General features: G+C 67.0%; 24 protein-coding genes. 12 read left to right on the top strand and 12 right to left on the bottom strand.

The window, feature by feature from the left end:
• Positions 1-61: 61 nt before the first annotated feature.
• On the top strand, positions 62-1,219 hold the full coding sequence (locus tag ON32_RS07625; RefSeq protein WP_040790002.1) for an FIST signal transduction protein: 1,158 nt from the start codon (positions 62-64) through the stop codon (positions 1,217-1,219).
• 23 nt (positions 1,220-1,242) lie between these two features.
• Here the strand turns inward: ON32_RS07625 and ON32_RS07620 are convergent, their stop codons facing one another.
• From ON32_RS07620 to ON32_RS07610, 3 genes are read right to left on the bottom strand one after another with little or no spacing between them, the layout of a single operon-like run.
• A complete protein-coding gene (locus tag ON32_RS07620) occupies positions 1,243-1,791 on the bottom strand; it encodes a hypothetical protein (protein ID WP_040790001.1) in 549 nt (182 codons plus the stop codon).
• A 4-nt stretch (positions 1,792-1,795) separates the two neighbouring features.
• A complete protein-coding gene (locus ON32_RS26945) occupies positions 1,796-2,974 on the bottom strand; it encodes a WXG100 family type VII secretion target (RefSeq protein ID WP_051132969.1) in 1,179 nt (392 codons plus the stop codon).
• Positions 2,971-3,276: a hypothetical protein gene (locus ON32_RS07610; RefSeq protein ID WP_157224119.1), complete on the bottom strand. Its 306-nt coding sequence runs from the start codon at positions 3,274-3,276 to the stop codon at positions 2,971-2,973. Before ON32_RS07610 ends, ON32_RS26945 begins: the two co-directional genes overlap by 4 nt.
• A 73-nt stretch (positions 3,277-3,349) precedes the next feature.
• On the opposite strand from ON32_RS07610, the gene ON32_RS07605 reads away from it, so the two are divergent.
• Positions 3,350-3,781, top strand: a complete 432-nt coding sequence (locus ON32_RS07605; protein ID WP_040789999.1) for a YbaB/EbfC family nucleoid-associated protein — start codon at positions 3,350-3,352, stop codon at positions 3,779-3,781.
• A gap of 306 nt (positions 3,782-4,087) precedes the next feature.
• Here the strand turns inward: ON32_RS07605 and ON32_RS07600 are convergent, their stop codons facing one another.
• Complete coding sequence (locus ON32_RS07600; RefSeq protein WP_040789998.1) at positions 4,088-4,600, bottom strand: mycothiol transferase; 513 nt, start codon at positions 4,598-4,600, stop codon at positions 4,088-4,090.
• A gap of 106 nt (positions 4,601-4,706) precedes the next feature.
• On the opposite strand from ON32_RS07600, the gene ON32_RS07595 reads away from it, so the two are divergent.
• The gene (locus ON32_RS07595; RefSeq protein ID WP_051132978.1) at positions 4,707-5,132 is read left to right on the top strand and encodes a VOC family protein; all 426 of its coding nucleotides are present in this window, start codon (positions 4,707-4,709) and stop codon (positions 5,130-5,132) included.
• Positions 5,132-5,698: a TetR/AcrR family transcriptional regulator gene (locus ON32_RS07590; protein ID WP_040789997.1), complete on the top strand. Its 567-nt coding sequence runs from the start codon at positions 5,132-5,134 to the stop codon at positions 5,696-5,698. The genes ON32_RS07595 and ON32_RS07590 overlap by 1 nt, the downstream gene beginning before the upstream one ends.
• A 63-nt stretch (positions 5,699-5,761) precedes the next feature.
• Here the strand turns inward: ON32_RS07590 and ON32_RS07585 are convergent, their stop codons facing one another.
• Both ON32_RS07585 and ON32_RS07580 read right to left on the bottom strand, forming a co-directional pair.
• On the bottom strand, positions 5,762-6,454 hold the full coding sequence (locus tag ON32_RS07585; RefSeq protein ID WP_040789996.1) for a hypothetical protein: 693 nt from the start codon (positions 6,452-6,454) through the stop codon (positions 5,762-5,764).
• A 189-nt stretch (positions 6,455-6,643) separates the two neighbouring features.
• Positions 6,644-7,540 carry a LysR family transcriptional regulator gene (locus ON32_RS07580; RefSeq protein ID WP_040789994.1) on the bottom strand — a complete coding sequence of 299 codons (897 nt, stop codon included), beginning with the start codon at positions 7,538-7,540 and terminating at the stop codon, positions 6,644-6,646.
• A gap of 71 nt (positions 7,541-7,611) precedes the next feature.
• Here ON32_RS07580 and ON32_RS07575 point away from each other — a divergent pair, with 71 nt between their 5' ends.
• The 7 genes from ON32_RS07575 to ON32_RS07545 all read left to right on the top strand — a co-directional run bounded on the left by ON32_RS07575 (position 7,612) and on the right by ON32_RS07545 (position 17,247).
• Positions 7,612-8,622, top strand: coding sequence for an EamA family transporter (locus ON32_RS07575; RefSeq protein WP_083874172.1), 1,011 nt, complete (start codon positions 7,612-7,614; stop codon positions 8,620-8,622).
• 76 nt (positions 8,623-8,698) lie between these two features.
• Positions 8,699-9,490, top strand: coding sequence for a hypothetical protein (locus ON32_RS07570; RefSeq protein ID WP_040789971.1), 792 nt, complete (start codon positions 8,699-8,701; stop codon positions 9,488-9,490).
• Positions 9,487-10,575, top strand: a complete 1,089-nt coding sequence (locus ON32_RS07565; protein ID WP_040789969.1) for a hypothetical protein — start codon at positions 9,487-9,489, stop codon at positions 10,573-10,575. Before ON32_RS07570 ends, ON32_RS07565 begins: the two co-directional genes overlap by 4 nt.
• Positions 10,572-12,056, top strand: coding sequence for a hypothetical protein (locus ON32_RS07560; RefSeq protein WP_040789967.1), 1,485 nt, complete (start codon positions 10,572-10,574; stop codon positions 12,054-12,056). Before ON32_RS07565 ends, ON32_RS07560 begins: the two co-directional genes overlap by 4 nt.
• A 61-nt stretch (positions 12,057-12,117) precedes the next feature.
• On the top strand, positions 12,118-13,425 hold the full coding sequence (locus tag ON32_RS07555; RefSeq protein ID WP_040789965.1) for an AAA domain-containing protein: 1,308 nt from the start codon (positions 12,118-12,120) through the stop codon (positions 13,423-13,425).
• A gap of 585 nt (positions 13,426-14,010) precedes the next feature.
• Positions 14,011-14,877: a hypothetical protein gene (locus tag ON32_RS07550; protein WP_040789963.1), complete on the top strand. Its 867-nt coding sequence runs from the start codon at positions 14,011-14,013 to the stop codon at positions 14,875-14,877.
• A 201-nt stretch (positions 14,878-15,078) separates the two neighbouring features.
• Positions 15,079-17,247 (top strand): elongation factor G-like protein EF-G2, encoded by a 2,169-nt coding sequence (locus ON32_RS07545; RefSeq protein WP_040789961.1) that lies wholly within the window; start codon positions 15,079-15,081, stop codon positions 17,245-17,247.
• Between the two features lie 31 nt (positions 17,248-17,278).
• On the opposite strand, the gene ON32_RS07540 is transcribed toward ON32_RS07545, so the two are convergent.
• On the bottom strand, positions 17,279-17,956 hold the full coding sequence (locus tag ON32_RS07540) for a class I SAM-dependent methyltransferase (protein ID WP_245550862.1): 678 nt from the start codon (positions 17,954-17,956) through the stop codon (positions 17,279-17,281).
• 105 nt (positions 17,957-18,061) lie between these two features.
• Here ON32_RS07540 and ON32_RS26940 point away from each other — a divergent pair, with 105 nt between their 5' ends.
• Positions 18,062-18,664 carry a TetR/AcrR family transcriptional regulator gene (locus ON32_RS26940; RefSeq protein ID WP_051132977.1) on the top strand — a complete coding sequence of 201 codons (603 nt, stop codon included), beginning with the start codon at positions 18,062-18,064 and terminating at the stop codon, positions 18,662-18,664.
• On the opposite strand, the gene ON32_RS07530 is transcribed toward ON32_RS26940, so the two are convergent.
• The 5 genes from ON32_RS07530 to ON32_RS07510 form a co-directional block, all read right to left on the bottom strand.
• Positions 18,624-18,839 (bottom strand): DUF4287 domain-containing protein, encoded by a 216-nt coding sequence (locus ON32_RS07530; RefSeq protein WP_040789958.1) that lies wholly within the window; start codon positions 18,837-18,839, stop codon positions 18,624-18,626. The genes ON32_RS26940 and ON32_RS07530 overlap by 41 nt on opposite strands.
• Before the next feature lie 170 nt (positions 18,840-19,009).
• Complete coding sequence (locus ON32_RS07525) at positions 19,010-19,702, bottom strand: hypothetical protein (protein ID WP_040789955.1); 693 nt, start codon at positions 19,700-19,702, stop codon at positions 19,010-19,012.
• The gene (locus tag ON32_RS07520) at positions 19,699-20,619 is read right to left on the bottom strand and encodes an ABC transporter ATP-binding protein (protein WP_040789954.1); all 921 of its coding nucleotides are present in this window, start codon (positions 20,617-20,619) and stop codon (positions 19,699-19,701) included. The genes ON32_RS07525 and ON32_RS07520 overlap by 4 nt, the downstream gene beginning before the upstream one ends.
• Positions 20,616-20,936 carry a GntR family transcriptional regulator gene (locus tag ON32_RS07515; protein ID WP_373284280.1) on the bottom strand — a complete coding sequence of 107 codons (321 nt, stop codon included), beginning with the start codon at positions 20,934-20,936 and terminating at the stop codon, positions 20,616-20,618. The genes ON32_RS07520 and ON32_RS07515 overlap by 4 nt, the downstream gene beginning before the upstream one ends.
• A 299-nt stretch (positions 20,937-21,235) precedes the next feature.
• Complete coding sequence (locus tag ON32_RS07510; RefSeq protein WP_040789950.1) at positions 21,236-21,664, bottom strand: hypothetical protein; 429 nt, start codon at positions 21,662-21,664, stop codon at positions 21,236-21,238.
• Positions 21,665-21,884: the final 220 nt, after the last annotated feature.

The following is a 21,884-nucleotide window of genomic DNA, read 5'->3' as shown; positions in this document are numbered from 1 at the left end:
CTCGAAAATCCTTGTTTCTCAACGCTGCGCCGAGCCGAGAGGGTGTGGTTACGATGGAGGCGTGCGGATAGCTGTCGGGCTTTCCAGCGCGCCCGAGGCCCGTCGGGCGGGCGAGGAAGCCGCGACATCCGCACACGACCGGCTCGCGGATGAGCCGCCGGACCTGGCCGTGCTGATCGCCGACCCCACCCACACCGATACCGCCGAAGACCTCCTCGACGCCGTCCACAACACCCTCGAGCTCCCCGCCCTCGTCGGATGCGTCGCCCAGGCCGTCGTGGCGGGACGCCGCGAAATCGAGGACGAACCGGCGGTCACGCTGTGGCTGGCGTCCGGGCTCCCGCACCCGGCCGAAACCTTCGAAGTGGCGTTCGTCCGCACCGCCACGGGCGGTCTCCTCGCCGGCTACCCCTTCGACACCACCACCCACGACTTCCACCTGCTGTTCCCCGACCCCTACTCCTTCCCGACCGAGATCCTGCTCAACCACCTCGACACCGCTGTCCCCGGCACCGTCGTCATGGGTGGTCTGGTGAGCGGCGCGCCCCCGCCCACCGGCTGCCGAATGTTCCGCGACCACGATGTGGTGACCGCCGGAGCGGTCGGCGTCCGCCTTCCCGGCGTGCACTACGTCCCGATCGTCTCCCAGGGCTGCCGCCCCATCGGCGCCCCGTACATCGTCACCGCCGCCCGCGGCGCGGTGATCACCGAACTCGGCGGCCGCCCGCCCATCGAACGACTCCAGGAGATCGTCGAACTCCTCCCACCCGACCAGCGGGAACTGGTGGCGCACGGCCTCCAGATCGGCATAGTCGCCGACGAGCACCTCGTCACCCCCGGACAGGGCGATTTCCTGGTCCGCGGCCTACTCGGCGCCGACCCCACCTTCGGCGCGATCGAGGTCGGCGAAGTCGTCGAGGTCGGCACCACCGTCCAATTCCAGGTGCGCGACCCTCTCGGCGCCGACAAGGACCTCCGGGCCGCCCTGACGAAAGCGAGCGCGAACCTACCCGGCCGACCCGCCGGAGCCCTGCTGTTCACCTGCGTCGGACGCGGAAAGCGATTGTTCGACACCCCCGACCACGACGCCGCCACCATCCAGGACATGCTCGGCGAGATCCCCCTCGCCGGTTTCTTCGCCGGCGGCGAGATCGGCCCCATCGTCGGCCGCAACGCCCTGCACGGTTTCACCGCATCCTTGGCCCTGTTCGTCGACTGATGCGGTGCACGATTCACACCGAGCTAACCGAAGTCCTCGATCCGCACATCCCACACGACCTCGGGCAGGTTGTCGATCGGGCTGATCTGCTCCTTCTGCATCGGAGTCACCATCGAATCCGGTGTGCCGTAACGCTTGTCGCCCACCGAGTACCGTGGCGGCCAATCCGCCAGCGCGTACACCACTCTCCCCTGATTCGTGAACACCTGCACGAACGTGGAACCCGAACCGCCGGAAACCCCCTTCCAGTCGACATCCACACCCAGTGCCGCATTGAGTTGATCACCGTCGTATACCGACCGGAAGGCATACATCCGATCCCACGTTCCCACCGGCAGTCCCGAGTCCGCGATCACATCCCCGAGCCGGGTCGACCGGCGGGAGTCGATGACCCGCTGGAAGGCGGCATTCAACGAATTGTCGCCCTGGAGATCCACTTCCACACTGTCGCCGATGAGGGACCCGCACGCAGGGGCCGTCACCGACACCAGCGCGACCAGGGTCGAGGCGAGCAGCACTCGCCACGAGCGGGCGGCTCGAAACAGCGTCGACATCATCAATTCCTCGGCCATCCGATCATTTCGGCGACGGGTTGTTATCGGAAACCGGGGAACCCGGAAGGAAGGTCGCGTTCGCGTCGAGCACCTGCGAATCCACAGTCTGTCCGATCGGCACCTGGTTGGACCAGCTCAAGGTACGGTCCTGGTTGATGACCACGGCGTCGCCTCGCTCCACCGCCTGCCGAACCAATTCCCGCAGTTCCTCCGGGCTCGCATCGGGGTTCTGCAAGGCGATATTGCGGCCGACCTCGTTGTTGTGCAGATCCATCGCCTCACGCACGGCCGCGTTGTCCGGACGACCCTCGTGTTTGGAGGCGTATTCCTGCGTCCACTCGGGACCGAATTCCTGCGTCATCAACGCATTCCAGTAGATATGGCGAAACGCGTCGGTGTGATCGTCCTGCTCCAGGTCGCCCGGATACATCCCCAGCGCGGTGTCCTCCGCCTCGGTCATCATCCGGTAGAAGCGGACCTTGTCACCGAGACTCAACCGGTCGAGCATTTCCGCCTCGGCCACCGTCACCAACTTGGCCTTGTCCAGCTTCTCGCCGAGGAACCCGAGCACCCCCTCGTCCGGCCAGGTCACCATGCCATCCGGATCGGCCTGCACCTGATACTTGTTGAGAATGGCCTCCAGTTCCGCCGCCGGCGGTATCGGCACATCGGCGAATACCTGGTCGAGTGTGGTGCGCGCCGACTCGGCGGCATCGGCGGCGGCCCGCAGAGCGGCCTGGATGACATTCCGATGTTGTTCGGCCCCGCTCCGCAGAACCATCCTCGCCACCAGTTGGCTCACACCGTGCTCGGCCATCGTCCATGCCGGCAACGCCTGATCGAATCCGACGCTACCGTCCTCGGCGACGATGAACCGCTCCGCCTCCGCGGCGGCGATCGCGTCGACGGCCGTCGTCTTCGCGGCGGACAGCGACTGCGCGATCCGGGTACTCACCGTCCCACCTTTGTCCAGGGCGGCGGCCACTTTCGACAGCGAACTCCGTGCCTCGTCTCCCTTGCCGCGCATCGCGTCGGCGGCGTCCCCACGCCAGAAACCCGGTGAATCCGCGAGCTGCCGGGACACCGCCCCGTGCTGATCGAGCACCGCCTGCGCGGCCCGCGTCCACTCCGCTCCCTGATCGGCGAGCGGCGCGGTATTCCAGGCTCGGATCTGCGTTTTCGTCGGCGGCAGTGAGGTCATCGCAGCGGCTCGCCGGCATTGTCGAGACCGGCGGCGTTCTGCGACTCCGCCGCCAGGAACGCGCCGATATCGGCTTTGGCCTTATCGCAGATCTCCTGAATCTGTCCCCCCACGCCCCGAACACCGGCCATGGCCCGCCAACCCGCGTTCATATAGGTGTGACCGAGACCCGTTCCCGGTAGTGCCGACTCGATCTGCGGAATGAAGCCCTGGGTCGGTGTGCTCTCCAACGCGGTCCTGGATTGCCCCAAAGCGCCGATCATCCCTTCGACCGCGGGCGGATCGACGTACAACTCGCTCAACGGATTACCTCCCCGCAATGAGTTGCTAGGCTAACACGGCCCGAATTCGGACATCGGGGGGAAGCGAGTGACCATGCGGCCGAACAACCGCGATGTCGATCCGATCACCGGCCGAATGGAAGCCGCTCAACGCGCGCTCCTCACCGATACGGCCACTTCGGGTCGCTATGGCGTCTCCGTGCGGGTTCGCGCCGACGGCACATTGGAATCCGTCGATATCGATCGGACCGTCACCCCGTACGGGGCCGAACTCGGAGCGCTCATCGTGGCTCTGGCCGGTGAGGCACTGACCCAGGTCCGTGACAACGCCCGCGAACGACTCGAGGAACTCGCCGCCGACCCGCGCATCCAAGAGGTCGTCGAGGCTCTCGGCGACGCGACCGAAAAACCTCGGCCCGCGCCCGAACCGGCCCCGAAATTCGTCGATCCCGATGACGAACTCACCGAGGAAGAGCTGATCGAGCTCAACGAGCGACGTAACAGCAGCTACTTCCGCTCGTGGTGAGAAACCGGAGACGACAGGTGCCGATGTCCCGACCTCGGCTACACCCACAACACCGAACCGGGTTTCGCCCGCGCCCGCGGCACCGCCGAATACCTGCCGGTCTCGGGTGGCCTGCCGTTATCGATGTTCCTGCTGTGTTCCTGCTGTCCGGTGCGAATGCCACCGAGCCCTCGTTTCCGACCGGCCCGACTCCCGAGTTGAACCATACGGTGACCGTGGCCCTGCGATCGGTATGGAGAGCCGGTCCACGGATGAAATCAGGGGATCGGCCGTGGCCCCCGCTCACCGCCGGTGTCGATCACGCCGTCAGCGACGGCGCAACAGTATCCCGCGAATGAAGGCGGCCTGACCGCAATGCTGGGTGTCGTCATCGATGACGCTGATCAACCGCACTCCGAGGGTGACCGGTGGATCCCATCGGGTGTCGACCACGCGCGGCAGATCGGCGTCGGTGAGTCCGGCGATGTAGTCGACCGTTCGGGCGTGCACGGCGTCGTGGTAGTCGAGCAGCAGGTCCGCCGGAGCGTCACCGAGCCGAGCGACTTCCTCCGCGGTGTGTCCGTATCCGATGTCCGCGTCGTCGAACGGTAGGTCGAAGCGTCGCACCCATCCTTGCGCGGTCCATGCCTGTTCGGTGGCGGCGACGTCGGCGATGTGGTCGTCCTGGACCCGGGTCAGGTGCCACACCAGCCAGGCGATCGAATTGGCCTTGGGGTCGAGGCGCGCCGCAAGCTCCTCCTGGGTGAGCCCCGAGACCGCGCCGTGCACGTTTTCCCTGATCCGACCGAACGCGTCCACCAACAGGTCAGCACTGGTCATGGTGTCATGCAAACACATCGCGGCCGATATGCGCCGGACCCGACGCCGGGTTTCGACCGATCACCCGATCTCGATTTCGATTCGGTACGTACTGTACTGTTTTCATATGACCACTATGAGTGACAGTTGGCCCGATACGCTCCGGGTGGCCCAGGTGCGGGTGGCCCGTCCCACCGATCGACTCGACGAGGTGGTGCGGTTCTACGTGGAGGGACTGGGCCTACGCGAGCTGTACCGGTTCGAAAACCACGCAGGCTACGACGGGGTGATGCTGGGACTGCCGGGCGCGGACTATCACCTGGAGTTCACCCACCACGTCGACGGCAGTCCCGGTGACGCGCCCAGCGGGGAGAACCTGCTGGTGCTGTACTTCACCGACGAGGCGCGAATGTACGACGCGGTGTGCCGGCTGGGCGAGTACGGCGTGGAACCGGTGCCGGTGGACAACCCGTTCTGGGCCGAACACGGCGGCCTGGCCTTCCCGGACCCCGATGGTTGGCTGGTCATGCTCATGCCGCGCCCGGTGTTCTGATGGCCGGCCGCACCCGGGACGAGCGAATCGACGCCGCCGTTCTGGCCGCCGCCCGACAACTGCTCGACACGGACGGATACACCGACCTGTCCATCGGTCAGGTCGCCGCCGTGGCGGGCGTGCACCGTCCGGCCATCTACCGGCGCTGGCCGTCGAAACGACATCTGGTGGTCGACGTGGTCGCCGATCTGCTCGGCGTGACGCCGACACCGGATACCGGGGATCTGCGGGCCGATCTGACGGTCTCCCTGCGCGCCCTGGTCCGGGCATTGCGCGATACCTGTCTGAACCGGGTGTTACCCGCGCTGGTCGCGGATCTGGCCGACGACCCGACCCTGCGCGAACGGTTGCTGACCACCGTGTTCGAACCCCGCCGCGCCACCACCGCCGCGGCCTTGCGCTCGGCGATGGCGCGGGGTGAGGTCGATCCGGATATGGACCTGGATTTCGTGCTCGACACGGTGGCCGCGCCGATCTACTTTCGCGCACTGTTCGGCCACCTGCCGTTGTCCGACGAACTGGCCGATCAATCCGTCGATGCCGTATTGCGCGTCATCGCTCGTTGACGACCCGCGCGCCCCCGGCGTCCGAAATGATGTTCACCGGGGATCGATATCACCGATGGTGCATCACCATATGCACACCGGCGGCACGGTGATCCCCGCCGCCAACACGGTCGGCGCCGGCAACGGGCACCAGCGCGGCGCGGGCGGGGGCGCCGCCGGACGCGGGTGGGTGACGACCGACTCGGTCTCGTGGTCCGAAGGGCTGTCGTTGGAGTAATCACCGCTCGGGATCGGGTAGCCGGGGTAGAGCGGATGCCCGGGTTCACCAGGATAGGTGGGGATGTAGTCCGGATCGCCGGGGCCGGGCGCCGGGATGCCGGGATGATCCGGGATATGGGCGCTCACCCCGCCGTCCGCCCCGGTGTTCGAATCGGTGACACCGGAATCGGTGGTTCCCACCGAGGATGTCGAACCCTGATCCACACCCGAATCCGTGGCCGCGCCCGCGGCTCCGGCGTCGACGCCGGAACTCGACGTTCCCGCATCGGTTCCGGTACTCGACGCGCCGGAATCGGCCCCGGAGGCGGAAGCACCGGCGTCGGCTCCGCTCGACGATCCATCCGATATCACTTGCGCCGGCACCGATTGCGCCGGCACCGATTGCGCCGGTGCCGATTGCGCTGATATCGATTGCATTTGCGCGGTCGCGGCCAGAGCGTGTCCCGCGGCGATGGCGGGGGTCAACGACAATGCCGCGACGAGTACCGCGCGAGACAGCAGGCGGGTTCCGCGGGGGTGACGACGAATGCCGGTCATGGCGACTCCTAGGGGGGCCGAGTGCGATACATCCCGGCGACCGATTACACATCGAATAATGTACCGCTGTTCAGCGGTTCAATCCACAGTGGATCAACAAATACTGGAACATCGATATGCGGTAGGGGTGGATTCACCCCGGCCCGGGACGCACCGAAATACAGTGGCGCCGAATTCCCCACCCGCCCCCTATTCGCCGACGAAGGTCGCGCCCACCCGAACGAATGCGTCGAGCACCCGCTGCACCGCGCGACGCTCGGCACGATCCGGGCGCAGAATCGCGAAGACATGGCGTCCGATGGCCGAATCCGCCAGCGGCCGTAGGACGACACCGCTTCCGTGCGGGGTGGTGAAGCGCGGGAGGACGGCCACCTGGTCACTATCGGCGATCAACGCCTCGACCAGCCGGTTGTCCCGGATGCGCTGCCGAATGTCGAGGCGGCGTCCGGCGGCCTCCTCGACCGCCAGGCGCACCGCGTCGAACGGATAGCCGAGCGGCACACCGATCCACGGTTGATCGGCCAGATCGGCGGCGGTCACCGTCGATTGCGCGGCGAGCGGATGATGTTCGGCCATCGCGATATCGAGGGGTTCGCGGACCAGTTCGACGGTGATCAGACCCGCGGCGTCCGGCACGGTACGGGAGAGGCTGTGGCCGATGACGATGTCGTGGTCGGTCACCAGACGCGGGAACTCCGCCTCGGCGAGATCGAAATCGGCGCAGACGATATCGATGGGAAGCGCCGCCAGATCCCGGAAAACACCCGGTAGCAGGAAGGTCGCCGCGCTGGGAAGCGCCGCGACGGCAACGGTTCCGGCGGGTTCGCCACGGAAATCGTCCCACCGGGCCTGGGCCCGGGCCATCACCTCGGCGAGATCACGGCCGGCGGCGGCAAGGACGCGGCCCGCGTCGGTGAGCCGCAATCCCCGGCCCGCGGGTTCGACCAGCGAAGCGCCGAAAGCGCGTTCGGCATTGCGCAACTGCTGTGAGACCGCCGAGGGGGTGCGGTGAGTGGCGCGGGCCACGGCGGTGACACTGCCGCGTTCGTCGAGTTCACGGAGTAATTCCAGGTACCGCGGATCCATTCAGGAAACCTACAACGATGATGAAGGATATTTTGCTTGTCCTTCACAATAGATGTCCGCAAGATCGCGGTATGCCCGCTCGTCATCGTCTCCTCGCCACGGCCGTCGCCGTCTCGTGGGGATTGAACTTCATCGCCATCGATGCCTCACTCGGGCAGTTCCCACCGTTTTTCCTGGTCGCCCTGCGGTTCGTGGTGCTCGCGATTCCGACCGTGCTGTTGGTGCCGCGCCCGCGGGTCGAGACGAAATGGCTGATCGGTTACGGGCTCGGATTCGGAACATTGCAATTCCTGTTCCTCTACTGGGGCCTGGCGGCCGGTATGCCGGTGGGCCTCGCATCGCTGGTGCTCCAGGCCTCGGCGCCGTTCACGGTGATCCTGGGGGCGGTGCTGTTGCGCGACCGGTTGCGTCCGCGGGCCGCCGCCGGGGTACTGCTCGCCTGCGCAGGATTGGCGCTGGTGGGATGGCAGCGCGCCGAGGGACCGGCCGCACTGGCACCGTTCCTTCTGGTACTTCTGGGTGCGTTCTCCTGGGCGGTGGGCAATCTGTGCAATGCGCGGGCCAAGGCGCCGAACCCGCTTCATTTCACATTGTGGATGTCGGTGGTGCCCCCGGTGCCGATGCTCGCGCTCGCGTTGGCGGTCGAGGGACCCGAACGGATCGGGGCCGCGCTCACCGGTTGGGACCGACCGACCATGATCCCGGCATTGCTCGGTCTCGCCTACACCGTGCTGTTCGGGACGATCGCGGGATCGGGGGCGTGGTCGTGGCTGATGACCCGCCATCCGGCCGGTATTGTCGCCCCCTTTTCCATGCTGGTTCCGGTGGTGGGGATGAGCGCCGCCTATGCGCTACTCGGCGAAACCGTGAGTGTCGCCGAACTGCTCGGCGGCGCGGCCGTGGTGGTGGGAGTGTTGATCGCCACCGCCGGCCGCGGTGATCGACCGCCCCGCGGCCGCCCGGCACAGCCTTGGACGACTCACGAAAACCGGGCCGGAATGTCGCCGGACGTGGAGATATCCGCCGATGTTTCGGGTCGAAATCCGGTCCCCGAACCCGACGTGTCGCCAACCGGTTCGTAATGCGGCGGTCCCGGAATATCCGGTATTCACTGGCATTTACTGGACTTTGCTGGAAGATGGCTCTACATTCACTCCCGTGACGGAGGCGGCCGAAGAGCTGGAGGAACGAATTGCCATCCTGCGCGCGGAAATCCGCCGCGCGGCCGCCGGCGGCGACCGAACCACGGCGCGTCGGCTCCGGGCCGAACTCCGTCGCACGGAAAGCGCTTGGGACGCCGTCATCCTCGGCGAACCGGAACCACCGGAACCCGATCAGGCCCCACCGGTGGTCCCGGTCCGAGAACATGTACACCGCGCGCTGACGCTGCTCTCGGTCCCCTCGGCCCCGAAACTGGTGCTGGCGGTGCACGAGGCGTTCTTCTCCGGAACGCTCGTGGCCGCCCGGCTCACCAGCCTCCGCCGCGACGAGGAACGTTCCTTTCGCGCCGCCCCCTACTCCCGTCCCTACTACATCTGCTCGGCCCTCACCACCGACCTGCTCGCTCCGGCCCGGGGACTGCTCGCGGTGAGCAGTTGGCCGCTGCCGCGACGTATGGTGGGCCCATTGAGCCCCCGAGTCGACCTGTTGACCTCGGCCATCCGCCTGGCCGACCACCTGGCCGGCGCGGAGCAGCCCTCCCCCGCCGGCCGGCGGGTGCTGTGGCGGTTGGCCTCGTCCATTCCCGGTGCCACCACCGGAATGGACGACCTCGATCCGGCCACGGTGATCGAGGCCGCGCAACGCGAACTCGACGTGCACAGATACGAAGACCAACAGCAGCGGGAACAGGCCGCCCGACGCGCGGCCGACCAGCTCGACGAACCCGCCGCGCAATTGTTCGGTGTCCGGCTCGGCCTGGCCGCCCGGCGACGAAACGAGGCGATATGACGACTTTAGCGGCGCAACTCGACCGACTACGCGGTGCGGCGCCGACCACCCGACACAATGCCCGCACCATTGCGGCCCTGACCGCGAATCCCGGCTGCGCCCGCCGCGCGCTGCTCGACGCGGCGGCGGTCGACAAGGCGGCGATCGCGCGGGCGCTCGGCCATCCCCCACAGTTCGGCCAGTCATCGTTCGCCATCACCCGCGGTAACGCCTTCGAGGCCATGGTGAAGGAGAACGGCTGCGCCGAACTGTTGGCGCTGCTGCGCGGAAAGCTGGGGTTGACCATTCCGGAGGTCGGCTACCACGATCTCGCGACCGTCGGTGAGAACACGAGCAACGCGGTGCGGTATCAGCGCACCAAACAACTGCTGGGACATGCGATCACCGCCGGGGAGGGCACCCTCTTCGACCATCCGATGCTGCGTTTGGAGATCGCCGGAGCACCCGCGTATCTGGAACCGGATGTGGTGGCATTGCAGATCGACGGGCAGTTCCACGTGGTGGAGATCAAATCGTTCCCGGTGGTCGACGGACAGGCCGATCCGGCACAGGTCGCGGCGGCGGCGCGGCAGTCGGCAGTATATGTGTTGGCGCTGCGGGAGATGATGCGCGAACTGGGCCAGGATCCCGACCGGATGGTGTCGCATCACGCGATCCTGGTGTGCGCCAAGGACTTCACCAACCGCCCCACGGCCGAGCTGGTGGATCTGCGCAAACAGTTGGCGGTGATCTCCCGACAGCTGTCGCGACTCACCGCCATCAGCGAACTGATCGACCTGGTCCCGGAATGGGGTTCGTTCGAACCCGGGCAACGGCTGTCGGAAACCCTCGCCGCCATTCCGTCCCGGTACGCGCCGGACTGTATGTCCGGGTGCGAGCTGGCATTCGCGTGCCGGGCCGAGGCCCGCGCCTGCGGATCGGTGGACAGTCTCGGCCGCGGTATCTGCGACGATCTCGGCGGAATCGACCATATCGACACCGTGCTCGGCCTGGCCGACGGATCATTGACCCCGGGCCCCGAACACGCCGATATCGCCGAGGTCCTGCGCACCGCGCACCGGCTGCGGGTGGAGATCGCCGGATGAGTGTGCTCACCGCGCTGGCCCGGGTCGAGGCGGTGCGGGCGCAACGCGCGCAACCGCTCGCGGATTTCCGGCACTATCACCTGTCGCAGCGACCGCTGGTGCTGGTGCCGCTGCGACTGGCCGGGGAGGCGGCGGCGCCGCTGGCGATCATGGTCGGCTCCGCGCCCGACGACGCCACCGTGCTCATCGTGGCCCAGCCCCGCGACCGGGTGCTGCGGTTGCGGTTCATCGGGGAACTGGCCGATCTGGTGCTGCCGTATATCGCCTCCCGATGCACCCGGGTCGAGGAGACGGTCACGAAGAAGACCGAGGAGACCTGGCCGCTCTACAGCGACGCGCCGCAACTGTTGGTGCCGAACCCGGGCGGAGTGGAATTCCTGCGCATGCTGGGACGTTCGGTGCGGTTCCATCGCACCGACGGCCCGAACGCGGTGCCGGAAACACTGCCGTTGTTGGGGCGGTGGCTCACCTGGTTCGCCGAACGCGCCGAACATCCCGGCTCGAACGTCCTGCTGCCGATGACCTCCGTATTGGCGACGCACTGGGCATCGGGGCAGTCGTCCCTGGAGGACGGGAACCTGGCGGCGCTGCTCGGCTGGATCGATCCGCCCGACGGGCTCACCGGCCCACAGGCGGCGACGCTCGCCGAGGACCCGCTGCGGTCCCCGCCCGCCGGACCCGCCACCGACCCCGGCTTCGACAACGAGGAACTCGCCCCGCTGATCGCCGCCTACGACAACGCCGGCGACAAACGGGCGGTGACCGTCGCGGTGGAGCGGCTGGAACGCGCGCTGCGCGGCCAACTCGAACCGACCTGGCGGCTCATGTGGCGGGCGGTGGAACTGCTACGGGCATTGCCGGAAGGCGCGAGCGTGCAGCGGCGGTGGAGCAAGGACCGGGGTGCGTTCTCGTGGTTCGCGGCCTCCATTCCGGAGGGGGTGCCGCAGGCGCGGCGGGATTCGGCGGTATCGGCGGTGCGGCGGTTGCTCAATCGGGAACGCGCGCTCGACGCCTTCCAGGCCGAGCGGGCCTTCGACGATCCGCGAGTGCTGCTGGAACACCGACTCACCGGGGAGGCGTTCCGGGGCACGGTCCTCGACAGCGACCCGACCCGCACCGGCACCACCGACAAGGGACGCAGTGTCCTGCGGCCGCTCGTCCGGGTTCGCACCACCGACCCGTTCCGGGCCGCGGTGGACGAGGAGCTGCACAGTATCGAACGACCCAAACAGAAGGGGAAGGTCGTTGCCGTCGACGACGACACGATCGTGTTGGAACTGTCCGGCGGTATGGGTCGGGGGCGCACCCCACCGCCCGGAACCGTCCCGGAGGTGGGGGATTCGGTCGGCTTCGCCCGGTTTTCCCCCAACGCGTCCTTCGCCCCGACCAAATTGCCCGAACCCGAGGAAACACCCTGGACCCACGGCGGGCCACCGCCGGAATGGACACCGGACGCCGAGTCCGAGGAGGAATGGTCATGACGGCGCCCGGTGACCCCCCGGCCGCATCCACACCCGTCCGCGACGCCGCCGAGGAGCGGCCATGAGGACAGCCGACGAAACCGTCCGCGATATCCTCGCCGACCTGCGCGACCCACGGCAGCGGGCGCTGGTCGTCGACTCGCCCCCGGGCGCGGGCAAATCCACCCTGGTGGTGCGCGCGGCCCGACAACTCGCCGAGGACGGCGAACAGCGCATGATCGTGGCGCAGACCAACGAACAGGTCGACGACCTCATCGAACGCCTCGCCGCCGCGGACCCACAGCTGCGCATCGGCCGGCTTTCCGGCAGCGGATACGTCCCCAGCGATCGGGTGCTGCGCCCGAACGTCCGTATCTCCGGCCGCACCGCCGACCTCACCGACCGCACCCTCGTGATCGGCACGGCCGCGAAATGGGCGACCATCGACGAGGGCACCTGGTCGTGGGCGATCATCGACGAGGCATACCAGATGCGTTCGGACATGTTGCTGCGCATCGCGAACCGGTTCGATCGCGGGCTGTTCGTGGGCGACCCCGGACAACTCGACCCCTTCGCCACCGTCGATATCGAACGCTGGGCCGGGCTGAGCTGGGACCCCAGTATGAGCGCGGTCGCCGTTATGCTCGCCAACAATCCCGAGATCGTGCCGCACCGACTGCCGGTGTCGTGGCGGCTGCCGCCGAGCGCCGCGACCGTGGTGTCGGAGGCGTTCTACCCGTTCGCCCCGTTCCGCGCCGGCACCGAACCGAGGCAGCGGCGATTGGAGTTCGCGACCCGGGGACTGCGCGGGCCGGTGGACACTGTGCTCGACGAGGCGGCCGCGAGCGGGTGGGGCTGGTACGAGCTACCCGCGCGACATACGTTGCGCACCGACAGCGAGGCCGTGGCCGCCATCGCGGCCGTGGTCTGTCGACTGCTCGAACGGGGCGCCACCGCCTACTCCGAGCACGGGGAACGGCCGGTCACCGCCGAACGCGTCGCCGTCGGGACCGCGCATCGCGACCAGGCCGAGGCCGTGCGCACCGCCCTGCGCGGCACCCCCGCCGAGACGGTCACCGTGGACACCGCCAACCGGTTGCAGGGACGCGAATACGACGTCACCGTGGTGCTGCATCCGCTGTCGGGACGCCGCGACGCCAGTGCCTTCCACCTGGAGGCGGGTCGGTTGTGCGTGCTCATCTCCCGGCATCGACACGCCTGTATCATCGTCGGCCGGCAGGGGATTCCCGAACTGCTCGACGCGCACCCGTCGGCGGAACCGGTGCATCTGGGGGTGCCGGTGAAGTTCCCGGACGGGTGGGAGTCCAATCAGGCGGTGCTCGAGCATCTCGCCGCACACCGCGTTCCCGCCGCGACACATCGGCTTTGAGCCGGATACGAATTTCGTGTCCGGCACGGGCGGGTAGGGCTCCGCGCTCGCGGTTCACGGCGCACCTCACTTCGCCGAAACGAATACGACCGGCCCCGCACCGATCCCCGGGTGCGGCCCTCGGATATCACCGTCACTCGCGAATTCGCAAACGGCGCAATTGAGAAGACCGCGCCCTAACGTGTCTGTCCACTCGACGAGCCGGACTTTTTGTGCATCACTTGTCTTCGAACTCTGCACGGCAGAACCATCCGAAACATAGTTGCGAAACGACATGGCACGATGGGACACAGGGGAATTCTCGGCAAGGCCACACAGCGTCTGACGGACATGATTCGGAAGATGGGGAAAGTGGCCCGGCGGCCTTCCGAACAGACTTCCCGCACCACGCAGGAAACCGTCGAGTTCGCCCGTAGGTTGGAGGCCCAGGGGATACGGGTGTTCGGGGGGCCGCAATCCGCCTCACCCCCTGGCGCGAATCCCACCTTCCGTCCCACGTCCTCCCGTGGCCCCGGCCCCACGAATACGGGCAGCCGGTTGCCGCGCCCACCGGCTCACAATCCCCCCGCCGGCGAGTGGAATCCGATGCTCCCGGAACCACCGTACGAGGCGGTCGAACGACACCGGCAGGTATTGGAAATCGCCCGGACATCTTCCCTGGAGGAATACCACAGGGCGAGAAGAGAACTGAACGAGCAGTTCCCGAACGTTGCCGACCTCGACCAATTCGACTGGCTTCACCGCAATCTCGACGAAATGGCGGAACAACTCGGTATGGATCCGGTGCGGGCACACGCCGAAATGCAGTCCCGGGTACGAGAATTGTTCGCGGGCAAGGACATCGCCGTTCGGGTCACCCCCGAGGGACTCGCCGGAGTATTACGGCACGGTCGCTTTCTGACGGCCTTCGACGTCTATCACCCGGGCTCCAATGTGGTCCGTTCCCGCATAGCCTTGCACAGGTCGGTGTTCGGATACGACCGTGACCATCCACCCGAACAGCGTCCGGTGGCGGGATACCTGCGGGTCGACGGTGAACAACCCGCCGGCAACCGCGACAACGACAGCCTCGACATCTACGGCAATGTCCAAGTGGTCCTGAAACCGGAGGTGGTCGAACGTGCGACCGCCTGCGTGGGCGACGCCGTGACACATATGCACCACACCCGGCCGTCGCCGGTACTCAACCCCAGCGCGTGGTCCTACGGGGTATTCCCGGAAAACGCGGATATGCCACATCGGCAATGTCTGACCGGTCTCGATCGACAGTACGATTCACCGGAATTCCGGACACATGCATATGTGGAGGCACAGGTTCACGGTGGGGTACAGGTCGGCGATATCGACCATGTGATCTTCCCTTCCGACCCGCCCGACACATTGGTGCAGGCATTGGCCTCGGCAGGTGAGACCGGCATACCGTGGAAGGTGCTGCCTTTCCGAACCGATTAGGTGGCCCGGACGCAGGCGACCGGCGGACGGGAGATGCGGTGTCCCGGGTTCGGGGAAAGAGCCGCGGGCGCCACCGCCCCGATGCCGGTGCGCGACCGGGCACCGAGCAGATCCCGGCGGATGTCCGATGAACCGTGGACGTGCCTCCACCTGCGTGGGAAGCTCGAAGTAACCGCGTGTCAAACCCGAGGAGCGTGCGACATGGTGGACCGGACGAACGGGGCGCAGCGGCCGGAGAGCATCCGGAACGTGGCGTTGGTGGGCAGCAGCGGGGCGGGGAAAACGACGCTGGTGGAGGCGCTGGCGTTGGCGACCGGGACGGTGAACCGGGCCGGACGGGTGGAGGACGGCACCTCCCTGTCGGACTACGACGAAATCGAACGACGACAACACAGATCCGTGCAGGTGTCGGTGGTTCCGGTGCTGTGGAACGGAGTGAAGATCAACCTGATCGATACCCCCGGATGCCCCGATTTCGTGGGCGAGCTGCGAGCCGGACTACGGGCCGCCGATGCGGCGCTGTTCGTGGTGTCGGCGGCCGACGGGGTGGAAGGCGTGGCGGGCACCACGCGGGAACTGTGGGCCGAATGCTCCCGGGTCGGGATGCCCCGGGCGATCGTGATGACCCACCTGGACACGGCACGGGCCGAATACGCGGAACTGATCCAGACCTGCCAAGCACTGTTGACGGACGGGGCGAGCGATACGGTGCTGCCCCTGCACCTGCCCATCTACGGGGAGAAGACCCCGGACGGGCATCGCCCGGCGGCGGGGCTGCTGGAACTGCTCGAACAGCGGGTCGCGGACTACCGCGACGGCACCCGGCGGCGAACCGAACCGTCCGCGACGGATCTCGAGGTGATCGAACCGGCCCGCAACAGGCTGATCGAGGCGATCATCGCCGAGAGCGAGGACGAGACCCTGATGGACCGCTACCTCGGCGGTGAACCCATCGAACTCACCACCCTGATCACCGACCTGGAGCGGGCGGTGGCGCGGGGCAGTTTCCACCCGGTGCTGTTCGCTGCCCCGGCCACCGGGGACGCGACGCAGGGATTGGGCACGCTCGAAGTGTTGGAGCTGATCACCGCCGGATTTCCGACACCGGCCGAACATCCGCTGTCGGCGAGGCCGTTGGGCAACGGCGCCGCACCGGCCCCGCTGCGCTGCGATCCGACGGGGGAACTGGCCGCGGAGGTCATCCGCACCACCTCGGACCCGTATGTGGGACGGGTATCGCTGGTGCGGGTGTACTCCGGCACCCTGCACGCCGACGACACCATACACGTCTGCGGGCACACCGTCGGCCACGAGCACGACGCCGACGACCGGGTGGGCGGTATCACCGCGCCGATCGGCAAACAGCAGCGCGCCCTCAACGAGGCCGTCGCCGGGGATATCGCCTTCGTGAGCAAACTCGGTCACGCGGAAACCGGCGATACCCTGTCCGGCACCGCGAAACCACTGCTCATCGAACCGTGGCCGCTACCCGAACCGCTGCTGCCCGTCGCCATCCGAGCCCATGGGAAGGCCGACGAGGACAAACTCTCCCAGAGCCTGACCCGGCTCGTCGCCGAGGACCCGACCCTGCGACTCGAACACAATGAACACACCCATCAGCTGGTGCTGTGGTGTCTGGGGGAAGCCCACCGGGATGTGGCGTTGGAACGACTGCGCGGACGGTTCGGAGTTCGGGTGGACTGCGAACCGTATCGGGTGGCGTTGCGGGAAACCCTCGCCGCGCCGGCGCAGGGGCGCGGCCGGCATGTGAAACAGTCCGGTGGGCACGGCCAGTACGCGGTATGCCAGATCGAGGTGGAACCCCTCCCGGAGGGGTCCGGTATCGAATTCGTCGACCGGGTGGTCGGCGGGGCGGTGCCGCGACAGTTCATCGGGTCGGTGGAGAAAGGCGTCCGCGCACAGGCGGCGCGCGGGGTCACCCCCGGCTACCCGCTGGTGGATGTGCGGGTGACCCTGGTGGACGGGAAGGCGCATTCGGTGGACTCCTCCGACGCCGCCTTCCAAACCGCGGGCGCGCTCGCCCTGCGGGAGGCGGCGGCCGCGGCCGGAACCCGGTTGCTCGAACCGGTCGCCGCGGTGCGGGTCACCATCCCCGACGAACATCTGGGCGCCGTCCTCGGCGATCTGTCCACCCGCCGCGGTCGCATCCTCGGCACCGAACCGGCCGAGGGCGGTCGCACCCATATCCGCGCCGAGGTGCCCGAACTCGAATTGAGCAGATATGTCGTGGATCTGCGTTCGCTCACCCACGGGGCGGGATCGTTCGCCCGGCAGTACCTCCGTCACGAACCGATGCCCGCCGCCGTCGCCGAACGGGCCCGCAAGGAAAGCGCCGAGGCATTGACCTGAACCGGCCGCGTCCCGAACCATGCCCCGGCCCTCACTCCTGGGATGGTTTGGTAGCGGTCAGGGTCCCGGTCATATGACGAATGCGGGTGTATTCGGGTTCGGTGAATCCGAGCATGCGCAGGTCCTGGGCGTAGCGCCTGATATCGAGCGCGTCGAAGTGATCGGTCGCGTCACCGTGCCGCGACCCACCGCGAGCGAACAGCACGCGCATCCACCGGGTGGGGTGGGTATCGGCGAGCAGCAGGCGCCCGCCCGGGCGCAGCACCCGCCACATCTCGGCCAGGGCCGCCTCCCGACGCGACTCGGGAATGTGGTGCATGACGAAAGTACAGGTCACTACGTCGAAAGAGTTGTCGGGAAACGGCAGTTCCTGCGCCGAGGACCGGACGTAGCGGTGGTTCGGTCGGTGGTCGCGGCGACTGTTGTAGGCCACTGCCTCCGCGGACGGATCGATACCGACCGCGCTGCCCCGTGGCCCGACCCGCGCACCCAGGGCTCGCACGAGTTTCCCGGGCCCACAACCGATATCGACGGCATCGTCGCCGGGACGCGCTCCACTCGTCCGCACCAGTTCGTCGATGAGCCGACGATGTCGACCGAGGAAGAACACGGTGGTGAACAGGTTGTAGCGCCGTATCCCCGCCAGGACGAGGCCGGTATCGGAGTGGTCGACGAACATGGGCGGGTGAGTCGATCGAGTAACTGACATGGCTTCATGGTCGGCGCCCCGCCCGACGCCGACCAGAATCAAAACCACCCGAACCGTCCGTTTCCGAACAGATCCACCGAAATTGTCCATCGAGGAAAGACACCGATGACCGCCCCCGACCGCCGAATCCGCCGCACCCGAGACGCCCTCCACCTGGCACTCATCGAATCGATGCTGGAACGCGGCTACGAGCGCGTCACCGTCAGCGATATCATCGCCCGCGCCGATATCGGTCGCTCCACCTTCTACGCCCACTATCGAGACAAGGACGATCTGCTGGTGGTGAGCTGCACCGAATTCCTGCGCCGTGAGATCGCCGACTCCCCCGACCGTTCCCCCCTGGCGCCCGTGCGAATCATGATCGATCTGGCCGGCGGCTACCCCGATATCTACCGGGCCCTGGTCGGCCCCAAGAGCAGCGCCACCGCCCTACGCGGCTATCGACGCAGTATCGCCACCGTCCTCGAAGAACATTTCACCGCCCGACTCCGGATACCGGCCGACGAACTCGCCGACACCGTCACCGTCCTGTCCTGGGCCCTGATCGGCGTCCTCGGCACCATTGTCGACCGCACCGATCCGACCCCACCGGCCGTCGCGTGGCGTCGTTTCGAATCCTTCTGCCGCACCGGCTTCGGACCCGCCCTCGCGACGGCCGAGAAACAGGTCAGGCGCCCCACTTCTCCGGATGCAGATAGTGCTGGGTGAGGGCGTTCGCATGCCCGTGGCCGAACCCGTGCTCGGCTTTGAGCCACTCCACCAGCTCCATGTGTCGGGTGAGGCCGGACTCGGCCATGGCGGCCTTCCATTCCGCGATCGGCCGCCCGTATTTGGCCTCGATGGACGGGAAGTAGGACGCGGGTCCCTGCGGTTTGGTCGCCATGATCGTTCTCCTCGTTTCACGTTGCCGTTCGTCCGTGTTCCTTGGTGATGACGGGGTGACGACCGCAAATTCATCGCAGACCGAGAATCATCGGTACCGGGACATACCGAAGCCCCTCCGTGGCCGTGGAGGAGCTTCGGCGCGAACCCCTGTTCCCGACTCCCGAACGGCTATACCGTCGCGCGCCGGAGAACCATCCAGGAACTCGCCACCGTGGCGAGGGCGATCACCGCGGGCAGCACGACCATCGGGACCACGCGCGGGGTATCGGCGAACCACCGGCCGATCTCCGGCCACCACTGCTGCCAGGTGATCAGAATCGCGGCCGATCCCCCGACGACCAGCACACCGGTGAACATCGTGTACAGACCGACCGCCCGCCACCGCTGGTGGACGGCCCCGATCAACAGACCCAGCCCGACCACCACGGTTATCATCGCGGCGATACCGCCGAGCTGTAGCAGCGCATTGTCGGTCAGCTTCGCCTGGAGGCCGAACATGACCATTCCGACGCCCCATCCGTCGGTGGCCCCCTCGATCACCGACAGCACCCACAGCAGCACCGTGAACCCGAGCACCTGCGCGGCGCCACACAGCAGTGTGGCGGCGAAGTAATCGCGGCGGGTGACGCCGAGTCCGAGCGCGAACGGGAAGGTCTGCGTCATCGCGGTGATATAGAACGCCGAAATCATTCCGAAGGTCGAATAGACGCTTCCGACGGTCTCGGCGTTTTCGACCGGATCGAGAGTGAAAATCGTCCACGGGATCAGGAACGCGATCAGCAGGATTCCCAACGGCCAGGCGATGAGGAACGGCCAGGCCCCGGTGTGGACACGGACGATGGAGAGGGCACGGGCCGTCATCGCTGCTCCTTGTCGTGCGCGGTGGTGGTTTCCACGATGAGTTGTTGAAGCGAAACGGGTTCGACCTGCAAACCGTGGGATTTCGCGCGGGCGATATCGTCGGCGCGATCGGTGGTCCGCAGCACGACGCGCGCCTGGTTGCCGAGCGAATCCCGCCGCAGCCACGGGCGTGTGCCGACGAAACCGTCGACGTCGGCGATCGCACCGGAGACGGCGAGTGCGGATGCGCGCAGTTCCTCGGCGGAGGCATCGGTGACGATCCGACCGCGGTCGATCAACACCACATGTTCGAGCAGATCGGCGACCTCGTCGATGAGGTGGGTGGACAGCACGATGGTCCGAGGGTATTCGGCGTAGTCGGCGAGCAGCCGATCGTAGAACAGCTGCCGAGCGACGGCATCCAACCCCAGGTACGGTTCGTCGAAGAATGTCAGCGGCGCCCGGGATGCGATCCCGAGAACCACACCCAACGCGGACGTCATACCGCGCGACAGCTTCCTGACCCTACGGTCGAGCGGAAGGTCGAAATCCCGGAGCAACTGCTGCGCCACCTCCTCCTCCCAGTGCGGCATGAGGTGCCGGGCGGCGCAGAGTACGTGCTTGACCTTGTATTCACGCGGATACGGCTGACTTTCCTTGACGAAGGAGACATCGCGGAGCACCCGGGCGTTCTCGTGTGGGACGGCGCCGTGTACGAGCACCTCCCCCGAAGTGGGGAACTGCCGACCGGTGAGCACCTGCATGAGCGTGGTCTTGCCCGCGCCGTTACGTCCCAACAGACCGTAGATGGTGTTGGCGCGCAGATCGAAGCTCACGTCTTCGAGAGCGGTGACGGAGCCGAATCGCATGGTCACACCCCGCACCGACACCACCGTGTCCTCGGCGATCGAAACGGGTTCGGTCCGGGTGGCGCTCATAGCACCCCACCTCGCTGATCGATCATGGTCTTGAGTTCGTCCCGACCCATTCCCAGCTTGTCCGCCTCGGCGAGAAGCGGATCGATGTACTGCTGGGCGAAACTCTCCTTCCGCCGCAACCGCAACGCGTTGCGCGCACCGGTCGTCACGAACATCCCGATCCCTCGTTTCTTGTACAGAATCCCGTCGGACACCAGCTGATTGAGCCCCTTGGCCGCCGTCGCCGGGTTGATTCGATGAAAGGCCGCAAGCTCGTTCGACGACGGTGCCTGCGCCTCCTCGGGCAGCGATCCATCGATGATCGCGTTCTCGATCATCTCCGCGATCTGCCGAAAGAGCGGCTTACCGTCCTCGAGCACCGAGCCTCACCTTCCTCGGTTGAGTGGTTCATTACTCATGTAATGAACCATAGAGGTAGCGGGTGGGTGGCGCAAGTCGAGAACAAGGAGCGAGGCCGGATTGCACGAAGTTTCCCGCCGATTTCACGGTTGGTCGCCAGAGCATTTCTCCGTCGCGGACGGCGCATACGCGCCCGAAGTCGATGTCGCCACCGTGACGCCGCACGCCGGATTCGCGGCAGCGTCGTCGGCGCGGCGAACCGCGGAGGCCGGGTGGTCTACTCGAACAGAGCCCGACGTTGCCAGAACCGCTGCTCGACGTATTCGAGATAGGCGGATGGATCCGACACGGAAGAGTTCCTTTCGAGCTCTCCGTCGTCGGTGACGTAGTAGATCGTGGCGGTGCGCTGCCCACCGATCGCGGGTGGATACACGATCCAGCCGACACCGAATCGCTCGGCCACGAGCCTGCCGGAGGATGCCGGATCGATACCGGAACCACCGGCGAGTATGTCCTTACGCACCTGAGCCAGGGCCAGTGCCTGCGGTATCGGATCGAGGGCGGGCTCGATGCCTTCCCCGGCCGCGCCGGTCGGCGGGGACACGTGGTCGAGCTCGCCGGAGCGTTTCTCCGGCTTGGACGCGGTGTCGTTCGGCTCGTCGACGGGGACGTCCGCCCGCGGCGACGGGGAAACCCGACCATGCATGATTCTCGGATCTTCCGTCGAAACACCGCGCCCGGAATCGGATTCCGACGACTCCTGTTTCCCGAAGAGGTAGGAAACGATAGGTGTTCTCTGCGGAACGGAAGCTCGATACTCGCGCGCTGCCGACAGCCAGTTCGGTGGTCCCTCACTCATGCCGACCACGGCTTCCCTTCCGGCGATACAAGCGACAACGCCTTTCGGCGATACCTACCACCATAGA

This window comes from Nocardia paucivorans NBRC 100373 (assembly GCF_000308675.1).
Taxonomy (GTDB): Bacteria; Actinomycetota; Actinomycetes; order Mycobacteriales; family Mycobacteriaceae; genus Nocardia; species Nocardia paucivorans.
This window is presented reverse-complemented; position numbering and strand designations above follow the sequence as displayed.